The organism is Iamia sp. (genome assembly GCF_035575815.1).
Lineage (GTDB): Bacteria > Actinomycetota > Acidimicrobiia > Acidimicrobiales > Iamiaceae > Iamia.
On sequence record NZ_DATLXO010000058.1, the window covers coordinates 1 to 14,851 of the forward strand.

17 protein-coding genes, 2 tRNA genes and 1 pseudogene are annotated in these 14,851 nt (G+C 69.3%); 2 read left to right on the forward strand and 18 right to left on the reverse strand.

Annotated elements, in window-relative coordinates; genetic code table 11:
- The 8 genes from VNL12_RS05780 to VNL12_RS05815 form a co-directional block, all read right to left on the reverse strand.
- Nucleotides 1–1,512 (reverse strand): HsdR family type I site-specific deoxyribonuclease (locus VNL12_RS05780; protein ID WP_325592428.1); only part of this gene is annotated, 1,512 nt, incomplete at its 3' end.
- The gene (locus VNL12_RS05785) at nt 1,509–2,189 is read right to left on the reverse strand and encodes a hypothetical protein (RefSeq protein WP_325592430.1); all 681 of its coding nucleotides are present in this window, start codon (nt 2,187–2,189) and stop codon (nt 1,509–1,511) included. The genes VNL12_RS05785 and VNL12_RS05780, both read right to left, overlap by 4 nt.
- Before the next feature lie 3 nt (nt 2,190–2,192).
- Nucleotides 2,193–2,882, reverse strand: coding sequence for a hypothetical protein (locus VNL12_RS05790; RefSeq protein WP_325592432.1), 690 nt, complete (start codon nt 2,880–2,882; stop codon nt 2,193–2,195).
- Complete coding sequence (locus VNL12_RS05795) at nt 2,879–3,703, reverse strand: TIGR04255 family protein (RefSeq protein ID WP_325592434.1); 825 nt, start codon at nt 3,701–3,703, stop codon at nt 2,879–2,881. Before VNL12_RS05795 ends, VNL12_RS05790 begins: the two co-directional genes overlap by 4 nt.
- 53 nt (nt 3,704–3,756) lie before the next feature.
- Nucleotides 3,757–5,034, reverse strand: a complete 1,278-nt coding sequence (locus tag VNL12_RS05800; RefSeq protein WP_325592436.1) for a restriction endonuclease subunit S — start codon at nt 5,032–5,034, stop codon at nt 3,757–3,759.
- On the reverse strand, nt 5,031–6,581 hold the full coding sequence (locus VNL12_RS05805; RefSeq protein WP_325592438.1) for a class I SAM-dependent DNA methyltransferase: 1,551 nt from the start codon (nt 6,579–6,581) through the stop codon (nt 5,031–5,033). Before VNL12_RS05805 ends, VNL12_RS05800 begins: the two co-directional genes overlap by 4 nt.
- A 196-nt stretch (nt 6,582–6,777) precedes the next feature.
- A complete protein-coding gene (locus VNL12_RS05810; protein WP_325592440.1) occupies nt 6,778–7,191 on the reverse strand; it encodes a type II toxin-antitoxin system VapC family toxin in 414 nt (137 codons plus the stop codon).
- Nucleotides 7,192–7,193: 2 nt separating this feature from the next.
- Nucleotides 7,194–7,421, reverse strand: a complete 228-nt coding sequence (locus VNL12_RS05815; protein ID WP_325592442.1) for an AbrB/MazE/SpoVT family DNA-binding domain-containing protein — start codon at nt 7,419–7,421, stop codon at nt 7,194–7,196.
- A gap of 57 nt (nt 7,422–7,478) precedes the next feature.
- Between VNL12_RS05815 and VNL12_RS05820 the strand changes: the two are divergent.
- Nucleotides 7,479–7,712, forward strand: a pseudogene (locus VNL12_RS05820) (2OG-Fe(II) oxygenase); the annotation flags it as partial.
- 82 nt (nt 7,713–7,794) lie between these two features.
- Here VNL12_RS05820 and VNL12_RS05825 read toward each other — a convergent pair.
- From VNL12_RS05825 to VNL12_RS05870, 10 genes are all read right to left on the reverse strand, one after another.
- A complete protein-coding gene (locus VNL12_RS05825; RefSeq protein ID WP_325592447.1) occupies nt 7,795–8,997 on the reverse strand; it encodes an MFS transporter in 1,203 nt (400 codons plus the stop codon).
- A gap of 64 nt (nt 8,998–9,061) precedes the next feature.
- Complete coding sequence (locus VNL12_RS05830) at nt 9,062–9,526, reverse strand: TetR/AcrR family transcriptional regulator (protein WP_325592450.1); 465 nt, start codon at nt 9,524–9,526, stop codon at nt 9,062–9,064.
- Between the two features lie 19 nt (nt 9,527–9,545).
- Nucleotides 9,546–9,716 carry a hypothetical protein gene (locus VNL12_RS05835; protein ID WP_325592453.1) on the reverse strand — a complete coding sequence of 57 codons (171 nt, stop codon included), beginning with the start codon at nt 9,714–9,716 and terminating at the stop codon, nt 9,546–9,548.
- Complete coding sequence (locus tag VNL12_RS05840; RefSeq protein WP_325592455.1) at nt 9,706–10,026, reverse strand: nucleotidyltransferase family protein; 321 nt, start codon at nt 10,024–10,026, stop codon at nt 9,706–9,708. Before VNL12_RS05840 ends, VNL12_RS05835 begins: the two co-directional genes overlap by 11 nt.
- A gap of 263 nt (nt 10,027–10,289) precedes the next feature.
- Nucleotides 10,290–10,365 (reverse strand) — tRNA-Glu (locus VNL12_RS05845).
- Between the two features lie 62 nt (nt 10,366–10,427).
- A tRNA-Gln gene (locus tag VNL12_RS05850) sits at nt 10,428–10,499 on the reverse strand.
- 82 nt (nt 10,500–10,581) lie between these two features.
- Nucleotides 10,582–11,280, reverse strand: a complete 699-nt coding sequence (locus tag VNL12_RS05855; RefSeq protein WP_325592457.1) for a YdcF family protein — start codon at nt 11,278–11,280, stop codon at nt 10,582–10,584.
- Nucleotides 11,280–12,701: a glutamate--tRNA ligase gene (gltX, locus tag VNL12_RS05860; protein ID WP_325592459.1), complete on the reverse strand. Its 1,422-nt coding sequence runs from the start codon at nt 12,699–12,701 to the stop codon at nt 11,280–11,282. The genes VNL12_RS05855 and gltX overlap by 1 nt, the downstream gene beginning before the upstream one ends.
- A gap of 90 nt (nt 12,702–12,791) precedes the next feature.
- Entirely contained in the window at nt 12,792–13,322 is a 531-nt protein-coding gene (locus VNL12_RS05865; RefSeq protein WP_325592461.1) for a hypothetical protein, read from the reverse strand.
- An 82-nt stretch (nt 13,323–13,404) separates the two neighbouring features.
- Complete coding sequence (locus VNL12_RS05870; RefSeq protein ID WP_325592463.1) at nt 13,405–13,644, reverse strand: NINE protein; 240 nt, start codon at nt 13,642–13,644, stop codon at nt 13,405–13,407.
- A gap of 713 nt (nt 13,645–14,357) precedes the next feature.
- Here VNL12_RS05870 and VNL12_RS05875 point away from each other — a divergent pair.
- Nucleotides 14,358–14,675, forward strand: a complete 318-nt coding sequence (locus tag VNL12_RS05875) for a DUF4190 domain-containing protein (RefSeq protein ID WP_325592464.1) — start codon at nt 14,358–14,360, stop codon at nt 14,673–14,675.
- The last annotated feature ends 176 nt before the right edge of the window (nt 14,676–14,851 follow it).

Here is a 14,851-nt window from a genome sequence, read left to right on the forward strand (position 1 = left end):
ACCCTCGGCGTCGTCGTCGAGCTCGGCCTCCTCCAACAGCTCGGCCAGCTCGTCGGCGAAGTCGTCGTTGACGAGCTGGAGCTCGGGGATGCGGTTCTCGTAGTAGAGCGGGACGGTGGCGCCGTCGGTGATGGCGTCGCGGAAGTTGTAGACGCTGACGTAGTCGCCGAACTGCTGGCGGGTCAGCTCCTCGCCCTCGATCAGCGGGGTGCCGGTGAAGCCCATGAACGCGGCGTTGGGCAGCGCTTGGCGCATGTTCAGGGCCAGGGTGTCGTACTGGCTGCGGTGGGCCTCGTCGGTGATGACGATCACGTCCGAGCGATCCGACAGCACCGGCATCGTCGTCTCACCGGCCGTCTGGTCGAGGCGGAACTTGTGGATCAGGGTGAACACGTAGCGGTGATCGGCGGACAGCAACACGCGCAGGTGGGAGGCGGAGGCGGCGTGGACCCGGGCCTCGGCCCCGATGGCCCCGGCGTCGGCGAACTCACCGTGGAGCTGCACGTCGAGCTCGGTGCGGTCGGTGACCATCACGAACGTCCACGCCCCGGGGATGCGGCGCAGCACCTTCTGGGTGAACCACAGCATCGACAGGCTCTTGCCCGAGCCCTGGGTGTGCCAGAACACCCCCAGCCGCTTCTCGCCCGCCGAGCGGACCCGGTGCAGGTTCTCGACCGCCGCGTTCACGCCGAGGAGCTGGTGGTTGCGGGCCACCACCTTGATCAGGCCGCCGGGCCGTTCGATGTAGGCGACGAAGCTCTCGATCAGGTCCAGCAGGCGGTCGGGCGCGCAGGTGCCCCGCACGGCGGTCTCCAGGGCGACGACTCCTCGGGTGCCCTCGGCGTCGATGACCTTCCAGTCGCCGAAGAACTCCCACGGCGCATAGGTGGAGCCGACCTTGGCCTCCGAGCCGTTGGAGAGGATCACGAACCCGTTGGGGACGAACAGCTGCGGAACGGTGTCGCGGTAGTCGCACAGGTTCTCGTCGAAGGCCGCCTTCACCGGTCGGTTCGGCTCCTTGAACTCCAACAAGACCAGCGGGATCCCGTTGACGAACAGCACCGTGTCGGTGCGGCGCCGGTGCAGATCCCCGGCCACCCACACCTGCGACGCCGCCAGCCAGTCGTTGCGGGACGAGTCGCCGAAGTCGAGGTAGCGGACCGTGGCGTACTGCTGGTCGCCCCGGTCGTCGGTCCACTCGGCCCGGTACCCGTCGCGCAGCAGGCGGTGGACCTCCCGGTTGGCCCGTACCCGGTCCATGACCGACCGGTCCCTGGACATGGCGGCGAGGGCCTCCTCCCGGATGGCCTCGGGCACCTCGGGGTTCAGGAGGCGCAGGGCGTCACGCAGCCGGTGGACCAGCACCACCTCCCGCATCGAGTCGCGCCCGAGCGTCCCCACCGGCCCGAACGTCTCGCTCCACGCGTTGACGACGGTCCAGCCCAGCTCCTCCAACAGCTCGAGCGCCGGCCGCTCGACGAGCCCGTCCTCGGAGTACGCCCCCGGAGTCACGGGGAGTACCTGCCCCTGATCTCTGCGCGCATCGCTCGGCGCACGCCAGGAACGGCCTGGGAATCGAGCAGCTTTGCCTGGCGGGTGCGGCCCCCCTCGACCGTCATGATCCAATCGTGGAACGCCGTCCCCACCTCCGCAGCATCAGCGCCGAGGTCGATTGCGCTGTCGATCCAATCCTCCATGAGGTCCGCTTCCTCATGGGCCCCGCCGGCCTCCTCGTCGAATGTCTGCGTTGGTATGGCGACCCTCGTGAGGTGGTGCACCATGCGCTGGCGCAACAGGTTGATCCCATGCCGGGTCGAGTAGTACAGGCGTCGGCCAGGATCGATGGCGCCCGCCGAGACAAGGGTCATCCTGTCCAACTTCACCACCGCATGTTGCATGTTGGCGACCGCGCCGATCGGCATGACCTTGAAGTGCTTCTGCCACACGGCGGTCGAAGGTGCGTGGTAGGTCACAACGGGCGCGACGTGGAGAAGCGGCGCCAGCTCCGCCCCGGCGCGCATCGAACACGGGTGGCTCACGATCACGACCGGCTGGGCGACCTCATCCAGGACCTCGACCGTGACCCCGTCGATGACATCCCCGGTGAAGAGCGGCCGATGTGGATTGACCTCGTCGCCGCGCGCCAAGCAGAGAGCCTCGATGTCACTCGGGATCTCCAGCTCGGCCATCGGTCAGCGGTGCTCGGCCTGCTTGGGGCGGATCGATCGCTGACCGTCGCCTGCGGTGAACACCTCGAAGTCGGACGAGTAGCTCTCCCGCCAGCCGGGCTCGAACTCGTCGAGCACCGCTGCTGGTGTGAGGCCATCGCCCACGAGCGAGCGGATGACCAGATCGTGTTTGCCTCGTTGCAGGAGGTCCATGCGGGTGAGCGGTGCGGAAGGTGACAAGGGCACTTCGAGCCACGACGCAACGTCCGCGATGAGCTTGTCGTCCCGGAGCCAGTCGACGAGTGCGACCACCCGAGTCAGCTCGAGCAGCTTCTCGCTGCTGGCGGCTCCCCCGGTGCGCCACTTGCGGATGGCAGGCACGCTGACCCCCACGAGCCGGGCGATGTCGACCCATGCGAAGCCCTGGTCGGCGAGCTCAGCGAGGAGTGCGGTGGTCCCCGCCTTTGCCCGCTCCTGAGCGTTCGCCTCGAGCTGCTCAACGACGAGTTCGGTGTGGCCGTCGATGATCTCGGCATGGAGGTTGTTGCTGTCGGACCGGAGGACCCATGACCGATTGACCAGGGATGCCGATCGTTCGACCGGTGTCAGCCGCTCATCGATGGTGAGCGTCCGGTCCGGCTCCAGGCGCGGGATCTCGTCAAGCGGGATTGTTCGGCCCGAGAGCGAGGGGGCTGGGCGGGTGATGATGGTCATCGGGTTCCTTCTGGGGGATCTGCGGAGAACACCTCGCGCAGGTCGTCGGTGGCGAGGTGGTGGAACATGGCCCGTACGGGGGAGTAGAGCCGTTGGCAGTGTTCGATGACCGCGTCGGCGGTGAGCTCAGGTGCGACGCTCGGAGTCCAGCGGCTGTCCCAGTCGAGCAGGAAGAAGGGGCCGGTGGGATCCGGGCCCCTCCGCCTGGTGGCGCCGGTGCCCACGACGGCAGCGCCTTCCATCGGCCCGTAGCGCAGGGTGAGCGCGGTGTCCTCACTCGTGCGGTAGCTGATCGATCCGTGCCAGGCGCTTGGGGTCTCAAGGCCCACATCGGTCGGGATCAGGCTCGGGGCCAACAGGCGTGAGGCGATCCATCGACTCCAATCTGCGGGGGCCTCGCCTCCGGGCACGCGCACCTCATCGATGAACCGGTGGCCCATGGCCACGATCCCGTCGGGCTGCAGAACCTCTGCAACCACTTCAAGCGGTTCGCGTAGGAACTCCAGGTACCAGTCGAACCCGAGGTACTCGGTGGTCTCGATGGTGAGGGCCTCGGGCGACACGGCGACCGTACGGGTGCGGTCTCGGCTCTGATACCGCAGGAGCAGCACGGACTCGAGCTGAGTGCCACCACTCCCCAGGTCGAACGCGACCGTCTGCTGGGTGGCGCGGTCGCCCAGCGGGAAGTGCTCGCGCAGCCCCGAGCGCAAGCCCGCCTCGGCAGCAGCTGGGTCGATGGTGGTGGACGGGAACCGCACCTCGAGCACGACGTGCGTTACAGACGGGTTCGGGTACACCGGGTGATCGCCTTGGGTGGGCACGGCTTGGGCCTCCTCGGGTGGGACCGGTACTGTAACCGGAACAGTAACCGACTTCACATCGACTCGGCGCTCGGTTTCCTCAAGTCGTCACCGATCGCCACCAACGCCTCCAGGTCCATCGACGACACATCGATCTGCCCCGTCACCAACTTCGGCAGCAGCAGGTCTCGGATCGAGGCGAGCCGTCGGTTGGTGAAGGTCAGCGCCCTGATCAGGTCCGACTTGGCGGAGAGCACCTGGTCAGCGCGTTCTGCGAGCTCGCTCGGGACTCGAAGGACTTGGACCTGCTCGAGCTCCTTCTTGCCGATGGCTTTGAAGATCGTGCCTCCTCCCATCGAGTCCTCCTCGGCGAACACTTCCTTCAGGTGCCCGAACAGGAGGCTCTGCTGACCATCATCGCGGGATCGGACGGCGGCAAGGCCGCGTCCGATCACGAGCGTCGTGTCCGCAAGATTGAGGCGTCCGACAGGCGCGCGCACACTGACGAGCACGTCCCCGTCAGTTGCACTCCGACCATCGACGGTGCAGTACTTCCGGTGAGTCGGCAGGTGGGTTCCGAAGTCCGTGACGCCTTGGTGGAACGGTTTCCCGACACCCTCGGTGTTGTAGTGCTCGGACCTCGGCGATTGGCCCATCGTGACACGCGCTGCCCCTATTAGCGGCACCACCTCCCAGCCTTCGGGAATGGGGCCGAGGGGGGAGTCGACGAGGGCCGCGTCGTCGTGGCCGGGGTACCGGAAGTGGACGAACCACTCCCGGTAGACCGCCCGCGCCATCTCCTCCAGCACCTCCACCCGCCGCCGGTTGTTCTCGATCAGATCGTCGAGCGCGTCGAGAACTTCGCAGATCACGTCCTGATCTGTCAGGGGCGGGAGCCGGAAGGTGAATGCGCCGATCTGGGACTGCGAGATGTGAGGGACGGTTGTCCCCGTCACCATCCCCTGGATGTACCTGCTGAACGTCTCGCTCCCGATCAGGTGGTGAACGAAGCTCGTTCGGACTGCTGAGGTCCCCCGTAGTCGAGTCACTCGCTGAACAAGGAGAGCGGGGAGATCACCGCTCCGCAGGCGTGCTCGTTTCAAACCGGCCTCGATCCACGGACGGTCCATCGCCAAGACGATGTCACCAGGCTCTAACTCATACCTGGATCCGTGTGCCTGGTGGTCTGGCCAGAAGGCGCCTCGGCCCCAGTCAAGGAACCCTTGACCGATATTTACCCCTCGCAGGAGCCGGACGTCGGTCGGGTCCTCGGAGAACGCTGCGCTCTTGAAGGCGAAGCCGACTAGGAGGTCGGCAACCTCGCCGAGCGTCGTCTCCCTCCACTGGCTCATGTCGCGAGGATCCCCTGGACGGCGATGTCGACCTTGGCTCGGAGCACATTGGCCTCGTCGCTCAGCCGGGTAAACTCGTCGTAGAGGCTGGCGAGCTTCTCGGCGAAATCCTCGCCGTCGTCGGCGACCGCCGCGGTGCCGGTGTAGCGGCCGGGGTTGAGGCTCCAGCCCTGCGCCTCGATCTCGGCCCGGGTGGCGACCCGGCAGAGGCCGGGGACGTCGACGTAGGCGCCGTCACCGAAGCGCTCCTTGACCAGGGTGTCGCTGCCGTCGGTGGTCTCGACGTCCTCGCCGCGGTAGAGGCGCACGATGTTGGCCAGCAGCTCGATCTGCTCGGGGAGGAAGTCACGGTGCGCCCGGTCGATCTGGCGGTAGAGGTGACGGGCGTCGATGAACAGCACCGTGTCCTCGCGGTCGCTGCCCCGCTTCGCGTTGTCGAGGAACCACAGGGTCACCGGCAGGGTCACCGTGTAGAAGAAGTTGGTCCCGATGGCCACCATCACGTCGACCGCGCCCGACTCGACGAGCTGGCGTCGGATCTCGCGCTCGGAGTGCCCGGCGTCGCCCGCCGAGTTGGCCATCACGAACCCGGCCCGGCCCCGGTCGTTGAGGGCCGAGGCGAAGATCTCGATCCACAGGTAGTTGCCGTTGTCGGAGCGGGGGAGCCCGAACGGGAAGCGCGGGTCGCCGGCCAGCCTGTTCTTGTCGACACCGTTCACGTTGAACGGCGGGTTGGCCATGACGAAGTCGAACGTGCCGACCGAGTGGTGGAGATCGTCGTAGTAGCTGTTGCCGAGGCCGATGTCGCCCGAGAGGCCGTGGAGGGCGAGGTTCATCTGGGCGAGGGGCACGGTGACCTCCTTCTGCTCCTGGCCGTAGATCGACAGCTCCCGGGTGGCCGAGCCCGCATGGCGCTCGACGAACTTGGCGCACTGGACGAACATGCCGCCCGATCCGCAGGCCGGGTCGAACACCTTGCCGTGGTACGGCTCGATGATCTCCACGATGAGGCGAACGATCGAGTAGGGCGTGAAGAACTCGCCGCCCAGGCGGCCCTCGGTCATGGCGAAGTTCGACAGGAAGTCCTCGTAGATCAGCCCGAAGGCGTCGCCCGACAGCGTGCGGGGCAGTGGGGCGAACAGCCGCAGCAGCTCGGTGAGCGTCGATGGCTCCAGACGGCGGAAGCCCTTGGGCAGCACATCGCGCAGCTCGGGGTTGGCGGTCTCGACCGCCCGCATGGCCGCGTCGACGGCGGCGCCGAGGTCGTGGCCCTCGGGCCGGCCGACGAGCCCGGAGAGCCGGGCCTCGTCGGGCACGAACAGCACCGAGCGGGCCCGGTAGTGATCGGGGGTGACCGGTCGGCGAGCGGTGGCGTTGGCCTCCAGGTCGGGGCGTACCGCCTCGAAGCGGTGTTCGGCGTAGGCCAGGAAGATGAGCCCCAGCACCGGACCGCGGTAGTCGGTCGGCGTCAGCGTGGAGTTGGCCCGCAGCTCGTCGGCCGCCTTCCACAGCGTCCGCCGCACCTGGGCCAGGTCACTGCTGTCCACGCATCTCCTCCCGCGTTCGACCGGCCGACCCGGTCATAGGCACCCCGTCGCGTTCGCACCCCTCGGCCAGGCTCGCCGATCGACGGGTGTGCCAGCAACGAGCAGGATCGATCGGCGGTCACGACCCCATCGTCTCACGCCCCGCCCCGCTGCTGCGCCGACCCACATGGAAGTGGTGGCGAAGGTGGGTGAGGGATCACCTGGGTGGAGCTTTGAGCTGCACCGTCGGGAAGTAGGTCCGGTAGCGAGCTGCGTCGCGGGTGAGGAGAACAAGGTCTTCGACCGCGGCGTGGGCGCCGATGAAGAAGTCCGGCAGGGTCGATGACCGGGCACCTCCCTTGTGGCGGTACGTGACGAAGGCCTTGCCGGCAAGGAAGGCCGCCTCCCACGGCAGGGGCAGCCGGCGGTAGTCCTGGGGCGGGAGGGTGTCGTCGAGATCCTCGATACGAGAGAACCTCACCGAGACCTCGGCATAGATGATCGGGTTGATGAAGAGTGGACCACCCTCGGCTGCGGCGGACAGCGCGTCGAGCGCCCAGTCGAGCCACACGCCGTCCTCGGTGAGCACATCGAGAAGGACGTTGGTGTCGACCAGGGTTCCGTGCGCCATCGTCAGTCTGCCCGAGTGAGGGCCATGATCTCGTCGGTGCTCATGCAGACGTCGCCACGGCCGCGGAGCCGGGCCGCGAGCCGACGCCCACGCGTCATGCCGTCGCCGAGCTTCCGCACGACGATGGTGTCCCTGTCTCGTTCGAACACCACCTCGGTTCCCGCACCGATTCCCAAGGCGTCGCGTAGATCCTTCGGGATGGTGACCTGACCCTTCTCCGTCACTCTCATGGTAGGAATCCTACCAGTCGTACCCATACCAGGCCGGAGGGTTGCCCGGCTTGGACAGTGACCGACCTGCGCACCGCGTTCTGGCCACACCTGCTCCTGATCGCCCGGAAGTGGGCGGCCCGGCGTGACCAGCCCACCTCCTGGCCCGACGACCTCGACGACTGGCTCGACCAATGCCACGGCGCGGGCCAGACCCGACGCACCCCGCTGATGCTGCGCTACGGGCCAGGCGACTGGAACGCGCTCCACCGCGACCTCTACGGGGAGCTGGTGTTCCCGCTCCAGGTCGTGCCTCCGGGGCGGCAGTGACTTCGGACTGGATCTCCTCGCCCGCCGGTCGACGAACCGGCCGGGGTTCGTCCCCTCGAATGGTTCACCGTGCGACTCGACGCCGTCGATCGTCCGGGCTCGTCGCCCCGTCGCGGACCGCAGCGAGGGCGGCGGAGGACGCGAGCCCGAGCACCAACGAGGTGCCGATGGCCCATGGGTACGAGGTGGCGTCGATCACGACGCCGGCCAACGGTGGTCCGATGAGACCGCCGAAGGCGGCCGCGGTGTAGGTGACGCCGATCAAGGCGCCGAGGCCGTCGGTCCCGAACAGCTCCGCGATCACCGCTGGGGACAAGGCGACGAAACCGCCGTAGCCGACGCCGAGCACGATGGCGAAGCCGACCAGGAGGGCGTAGGCGTCGCCGGCCAGCCAGATGGTGAAGCTGGCGCCGATCAGGAGGTAGCAGACGCGGAAGGCGACGAGGTGGCCGACCCTGTCGGCGATGGGTCCGATCACCAGGCGACCGGCGATGCTCGCGCCACCGATCACCGCGACGAGGACGGCGGCGCCGACCTCGCCGATGCCCCGCTCCTCTGCGAACGGGGTGAGGAACACGAACGGCACGAACAGGGCGAGCGACAGGAGGAGCGTGGAGAGGTACAGCATGCGAAATCGCGTCGTGCGCACCACGGAGCCGAGCCGGACGACCTCGGCGTCGCCGGTGGTCGATCGGGGCGGCGATGTTGCGATGGCCGCGCATCCGACCAGCACGAGTGACGACACGATCCCGAAGATGACGTAGGTCGTCCGCCAGCCGTAGCGGTCGATGAGCACTGCGGCCAAGGGTGCGGCGGTCACGGTTCCCAGACCGATGCCGGACACGGCGACACCGAGAGCGGCGCCTCTGCGGTGGTCGAACCAGCCCGACACCGTCGCGACCATGGGCACGTAGCCGCACGCCACCCCGACCCCGACCCCGATCCCGTAGGTCAGGTAGCCGACCCAGAGTGCCTGCACCCGGGACGTGAGCACGAGTCCTGCACCCATAGCCGCCGCGCCGACGAGCAGCACCCGTCGAGGGCCGTAACGATCGACGGCGACTCCGCTGACCGATCCCAGGAGGAAGTACGTGAACGCAGTGATCGAGAACACGGCCGACGTGGCGCCCGGACTGCTGCGGAACTCCTCGGCCATCGGCTCGAAGAAGACACCGAAGCTGTAGGCGACACCGAAGACGGTGAACATGGAGGCGAACGCGGCTCCGACGACGACCCAGCCGTGGATCGAGTCCACTGCCGGGGTCACGTCGGGCGACGATCCCGGGAGCGATCTCACGGCGCCATGAGATCCTCGACGCTGTCCCGATCGTTCATCCTGGCCCCCGCACCAGCGATGGGAGGCGAGCTGCGGCCACGTCGAGAGGCTGGCGCGATCCCTGCACGCGAGCCATCAGCTCCGCTCCCTCGAGGACCGAGATGGCCAGGCACGCGATCTCAGCGGCCGAAGCGGCGTCCAGCCCGAGCTCGACGAGCCGTGCCGCGACCAGGTCGACCCACGACTGCAGTGCGCTGGCTGCCGCGTCCCGCAGCGGCACCGAGCGATTGACCGACTCCAGGGCAACCGTGGCCACCGGGCACCCGAGCCGCCACCTGGTGGCCTCCAACCGGTCGGCCAGCAACGATGCGCAGGCCGACAACGCCTCCGCGGGGTCGTTGCTCGCCGACAGACCCTCGCGGAGCAAGCCGGCGAACTGCGTGGCGCCATGGGAGACCGCCGCGACCCCGAGCTGCTCCTTGCCGCCTGGGAAGTAGTAGTAGAGCGAGCCGATCGGCAACCCGCCGACCTCGGCCACCTCACCGACACACCCGGCCTGCGGCCTCGCCGAGCACCGTGTAGTTCCAGAGCAGCGCGTCCAACCGGTCGCGGTCCCGCGAGGGATCGCCCGGGTCGAGACGGCTCACGAGGGCGACGATGCGCTCGCCCGCGTCGATGATCTCGGTCAGCAGCAGGGCGTCACGCGGCATACAGCGACTGAGCCTCCGCCAGGACGTCGTCTCGGATCACCCGGTGCAGGGCCGCCTTGGAGACCAAGTCGACCGGCCGTCCGAACAGCTCGGCCAACTCGTCTTCCAGCCGGTTGATCGAGAACCCGAGGTGGCGACCAGAGGCCAGCACGTACAACAGGTCCACGTCGCTGTCGGGCCCGGCCACGTCTCGAACGACCGACCCGAACACGGAGAGCTCGGTGATCCCGTAGCGCTCGCACACCTCGGCCAGGCGCGCCCGATCGACCGGCGTACCAGCAACGAGCCCCGCGGACCGATCAGCATTCACGACGCCATCGTCCCACGCCCCGGCCGCTGCTGTGCCGACCCATGCCCCACCAGGGCGTCCTCGAGGTCCTCGACCGGGACTCCGAAGTCTTCTCGATCTCCGAGCGGGCACAAGTTGGCACAACTCGGGCACAACCCGAGCGCTACGGGCCGGTTGTCGATGACACCGATGGCACCGGACGGGACGCCACAACCCGTACCGAGCACGACGAAGCCCCTGGTCAGCTGGCCTTTGCAGGCTGCTCGTACCCGGACCTTTGCCCGTGGCACCCCCAACGGGATTCGAACCCGTGCCGCCACCTTGAGAGGGTGGTGTCCTAGGCCGCTAGACGATGGGGGCCTCTGCGCGGTCTCGACCGGGGCCGGGACCTATGTGATGACCTCGCGCCAGGCGTAGGTCCGCTCGGGGGGGAGGACTCGAACCCCCAAAGGCAGCACCAGAAGCTGCTGTGTTACCGATTACACCACCCCCGAAGGTGGACGCGACACCTTACCCGAGAGGTTCCGGCCATCGCACACCAGAACGACCGTCCGCCGGGAGACCCAGGACGCGCGATCAACCGGTGACGCGGGTGAGGCGCCGGTAACCGGTGACCCGTCCGATCGCAACGGCCACGGTCTCGCGCCCGAGCTGGGTGACCGAGGCGCCGTCCACGCTCACCGCCGAGACGTGGGGGTCGAGCCCGACCTCGCGGGCGATGCCCGCCACGCGGAGTGCGTGGTAGTCGTCGGAGACGAACATGACCTCGTCGAGTCCCTCGTCGGTGAGGAAGCGGGCGGTGGCGGCCAGAGACTCGAAGGTGTTGCGCCCCTGGACCTCCTTGCGGATCGCTTCGTCGGGCACATCCCGGTCGCGAAGCCAGTTGTAGCCCGCCGTCGCCTCGGTGAAGGTGTCGCCGGCCTGGCGCCCGCCGGTCACGACGATGAGGGGCGCGATTCCTCGCCGGTAGAGCGACAGGGCATGGCGGAGGCGGCCCTCGAGCACCGGCGACGGCTGACCGTCGTACTGAGCGGCGCCGAGCACCACGATCGCATCCGAGCGCTGCACGTCGTCCTCACTCGAGGCCCGCCAGACCTGGACGAACGTCACCGTCAGGTACGCCATCAACAGCAGCACCACGATGCCGACCGCCCGTACGGCCCGGCGCCGCCACATCCCCGTGCGGGGCCCGGGCGGCTCGGCCTCCAACGCCGCGTGCTCGCCCGAGGTGATCGTGCCGGGAGGCAGCGGAGCCGTGGAGGTCTGCGGCGTCATCAGCCCAGGCGCTCCCGGGCGATCGTCAGCCGGGCGAGGGTGCGCGACGAGCCGAGCGCAGCCAGTGACTCCCACAGCGGCGGCCCCACGGCGCGACCGGTCACGGCAACCCGGATCGGCGCCTGGGCCTTCGACATCTGCGGTCTGCCCTCGGCGTTGACCAGCCCGGCGGTGGCAGCGACCCGCTCGACCGCGCCGGAGATCGATTCTGCGCTCCATGCCGCCCCATCGTCGTCGCGAGCCAGAGAGGACAGCTCATCGATCGCCGCGTCGAGGACCTCTCGGGCCGCCTTGCCCCGCACCAGGGCCTTGTCCCACGCGGCCTCATCGACCACGGGATCATCCAACCAGAGGAAGTCGATCATCGGAGCGACCTCGCCGAGGGTCCGCACCCGCTCCTGCACCAGCGGAGCGATGGCGACCAGCGCCCGGAGAGGGCCGTCACCGACGGGGAGGTGGCCGGCGGCGCGGGCGACGAAGTCGTCGACGGGCAGCCGGCGGATCCACTCACCGTTGACGTGCAGCAGCTTCTTGCGGTCGAAGAAGGCCGGCGAGGGGTTGACCTGGCCGATGTCGTAGAGCTCGGTGATCTCGGCGACGGAGCGGACCTCGACGCCGTCGGGCGGTCCCCACCCGAGCAGGGAGAGGTAGTTGACCATCGCCTCGGGGACGATGCCCTCAGCCCGGTAGTCGGCGACCGAGACGTCGTCGCGGCGCTTGGAGAGCTTCTTGCGGCCCTCGTTGACGAGCAGCGGCATGTGGGCGAACGCCACCGGCTCGGTGCGGCCGAGGGCCCGCAGGATCATCAGGTACTTGGGCGTGCCGTTGACGTGGTCCTCGCCCCGGATGACGTGGGTGATGCCCATGTGGGCGTCGTCGAGGGCGTTGGCGAGCAAGAACACGGGTGTTCCGTTCGACCGCAACAGGACGAAGTCCTCCAACGCGGCGTTGTCGAAGCCGACCTCGCCGCGCACCAGGTCGGTCCACGCCGTGCGCCCGTCGGGCACCCGGAAGCGCAGCGCGGTGCCCTCGCCGCCCGCGAGGCCCCGGTCGCGGCAGTGGCCGTCGTAGCCGGGCGGACCGCCCCGTTCCCGGGCCCGGGCCTGCACCTCGTCGGAGGTGCAGTCGCACCAGTAGGCGGTGCCCGCCTCGGCCATCGTGAGCGCGGCACGCCGGTGATCGTCAGTGCGATCGCTCTGGTGCACCGGCTCGCCGTCCCAATCGAGGCCGAGCCAGCGCAGCATCTCGAGCACGTTCTCGATCAGCTCGGGCCGGTTGCGCTCGGCGTCGGTGTCCTCGATGCGGAGCAGGAACCGGCCCCCGGACTGGCGGGCCACGAGCCAGTTGGCCAGCGCCGAGTGGGCCGAGCCGACGTGCAGGAACCCCGTGGGCGAGGGCGCGAAGCGGACGACGACGGGCACCGCGTCGAGGGTACCGGGGCGGGGGGTCCCGACCCGAGCAGGGGCGGGGGCGCCGGTGGCCGGCGCGCCCAGACCCCGACGGCCCGCGGATCAGCCCGGCAGGTCGAGAAGGGTGCGCCAGTCGGCCCCGTAACCGTCGGTGACCTGGCCGGGCGTCATCCGCAGGGTCGCCTCGGGCACTGCGTCGACGAGGCTGCGGAGCTCGACGTAGTGGTGCGCGGCGTGGCCCACGCCCTCGAACACCTTGCGCCGCAGGGCCACCAGATCCGGGTCGGGGTCCTCGTCGAGGAAGCCCCACAGCGTGTAGGCCACGGTCAGGTCGTGCACCACCGGCGCCCGGCCGAAGAGCGACGAGCGGCGCATGGCGATGGCCACGCAGCCACCCTCCACGTCATGGCGGTCCTCGCCCTCGGCGAGCCGCAGGCGGTCGGAGAAGGTGCGGGCGATCTTGAGGGCGAAGCCGAGGTCCGGGCCCGGGGCGCCGAAGCGCTCGCCCCGGGGCTGACCCTCGGGGATGTCACCGGGCCTGTCGGCCACCCACGACTCCGGACGGCGGGGCGACGACCCGTACGTTCTCAGCCGGGCCGTCGGATCCGTGGGCACGTACTCAGGAGCAGCCATCGGCGGCCACGCTACCCATGCTGAGCACCTGAGCTCCCGGTCGGCCGCGACCCCGCCGCTGAAGCCACCGGTCGGCGACACGTCAGATGAGCGGTCGTCCGTACTGGTCTTTCACCGAGCCGGTCAGGATGAGGACGAGGTCGACGAGGACCCACACCAAGGTGACCGCCAGCCAGACGACGGTCCAGCTGAGGAAAAGGGTCGTGAGCAGCAGGGCGATGCCGAGGCCCGCCTGCCCGGTGTAGAAGCGGTGGATGCCCAGGCCGCCGAGGAAGAGGCAGAGCAGGGCGGCGGTGGCCTTGCTCTTGGGCGGGGAAACCAACGGGTAGGCGGCCGGGTACGCAACGGGGACGGCATAGGCCGGGTACGGCTGGGGCCCGTACCCGTAGCCCGGGGCCGCTTGCGGATACCCGTATCCGGGCGCCGGGGTGGGTTGCGAGTACCCGTAGCCCGGCGCCGGGGAGGGTTGCGAGTACCCGTAGCCCGGTGCCGGGGTGGGTTGCGGGTAGCCGTATGCGGGGGAAGAAGCGCCGTCGCCGGGAGCAGACGGTGGAGCCGGAGATCCGGGATCGACCGCCGGCGGGGCGCCCGCGGGCTGCACGAGCGTCGGATCGGCACTCGACGACCGCACCGCAGCGTCGCACACACGGCAATGGCTGCGTCCTGGTTCGATCGCGCCCTGGCACTGCCAGCACAGGTCCATGCTGATCCCTCCCCCTCCGGCCCGAGCCCGGACACTACGCCATGGCACCGCCCGCCGCCCCGAGATCGCCCGCTGCCGCCGACGGCGTCCACGAGGACCCGAGGGATCGATCACGCCGCCCGGACCGCCGGGTGGAGTAGGTTCCGGCCGACCTGCTGGCCGTCGCCCACGGGCGTGATGCGGAGGATGAACCGATGTCCAACCCCGACGAACCCTTCGGTTCGTCCTCACCGCCGTCAGGTTCGGGGTCGCCCCCACCCCCTCCCCCGAGCTCGCCCGGGTACGGAGGTCCGCCCCCGCATCAGTCGGGCCGACCGGCGCCCAGCCAGGGCATGGCCATCGCCGCCCTGGTGCTCGGCATCGGAGCGCTCCTCTTCGCCCTGATCCCCGTCGTCGGCTACGCGTCGGTGCCCTTCGCCATCGCCGCCATTGCTCTCGGCGTCATGGGCATGAACAAGGCCAAGACCCAGGGCGGCGCCGGCAAGGGACTGGCCATCGGAGGCCTCGTCACGGGCGTCCTCGCCCTGCTCGTCAGCCTGGTCTGGACCCTCGTGCTCGTCTTGGCCGCGGACGACATCGAGGAGATCAACTCGGATCCGTCCGACGGTGAATGCAACGAGGAGCGCGTGCTCCAGGACCCGGACTGCTGATCGGTCGGCCGAGGGGGCCCCGGCCCCGCCCAGCCCCGCTGGCGACCTTCAGCTGCCGCTGTGCAGCAGACCGAAGACGAGCGAGTCGCCGAGGGCCTGCCACGACGCCTCGATGATGTTGCTGTCGACGCCGATCGTGGTCCAGGTGCGCTCGCCGTCGGTGGAGTCGACGAGCA

What these genes read in the sequence shown, in the direction of transcription:
- VNL12_RS05785 (WP_325592430.1), bottom strand. Translation starts at nt 2,189, where the DNA reads ATGGCCGAGCTGGAGATCCCGAGTGACATCGAGGCTCTCTGCTTGGCG.
- VNL12_RS05790 (WP_325592432.1), bottom strand. Translation starts at nt 2,882, where the DNA reads ATGACCATCATCACCCGCCCAGCCCCCTCGCTCTCGGGCCGAACAATC.
- VNL12_RS05800 (WP_325592436.1), bottom strand. Translation starts at nt 5,034, where the DNA reads ATGAGCCAGTGGAGGGAGACGACGCTCGGCGAGGTTGCCGACCTCCTA.
- VNL12_RS05810 (WP_325592440.1), bottom strand. Translation starts at nt 7,191, where the DNA reads ATGGCGCACGGAACCCTGGTCGACACCAACGTCCTTCTCGATGTGCTC.
- VNL12_RS05815 (WP_325592442.1), bottom strand. Translation starts at nt 7,421, where the DNA reads ATGAGAGTGACGGAGAAGGGTCAGGTCACCATCCCGAAGGATCTACGC.
- VNL12_RS05835 (WP_325592453.1), bottom strand. Translation starts at nt 9,716, where the DNA reads ATGCCGCGTGACGCCCTGCTGCTGACCGAGATCATCGACGCGGGCGAG.
- VNL12_RS05855 (WP_325592457.1), bottom strand. Translation starts at nt 11,280, where the DNA reads ATGACGCCGCAGACCTCCACGGCTCCGCTGCCTCCCGGCACGATCACC.
- VNL12_RS05865 (WP_325592461.1), bottom strand. Translation starts at nt 13,322, where the DNA reads ATGGCTGCTCCTGAGTACGTGCCCACGGATCCGACGGCCCGGCTGAGA.
- VNL12_RS05875 (WP_325592464.1), top strand. Translation starts at nt 14,358, where the DNA reads ATGGCCATCGCCGCCCTGGTGCTCGGCATCGGAGCGCTCCTCTTCGCC.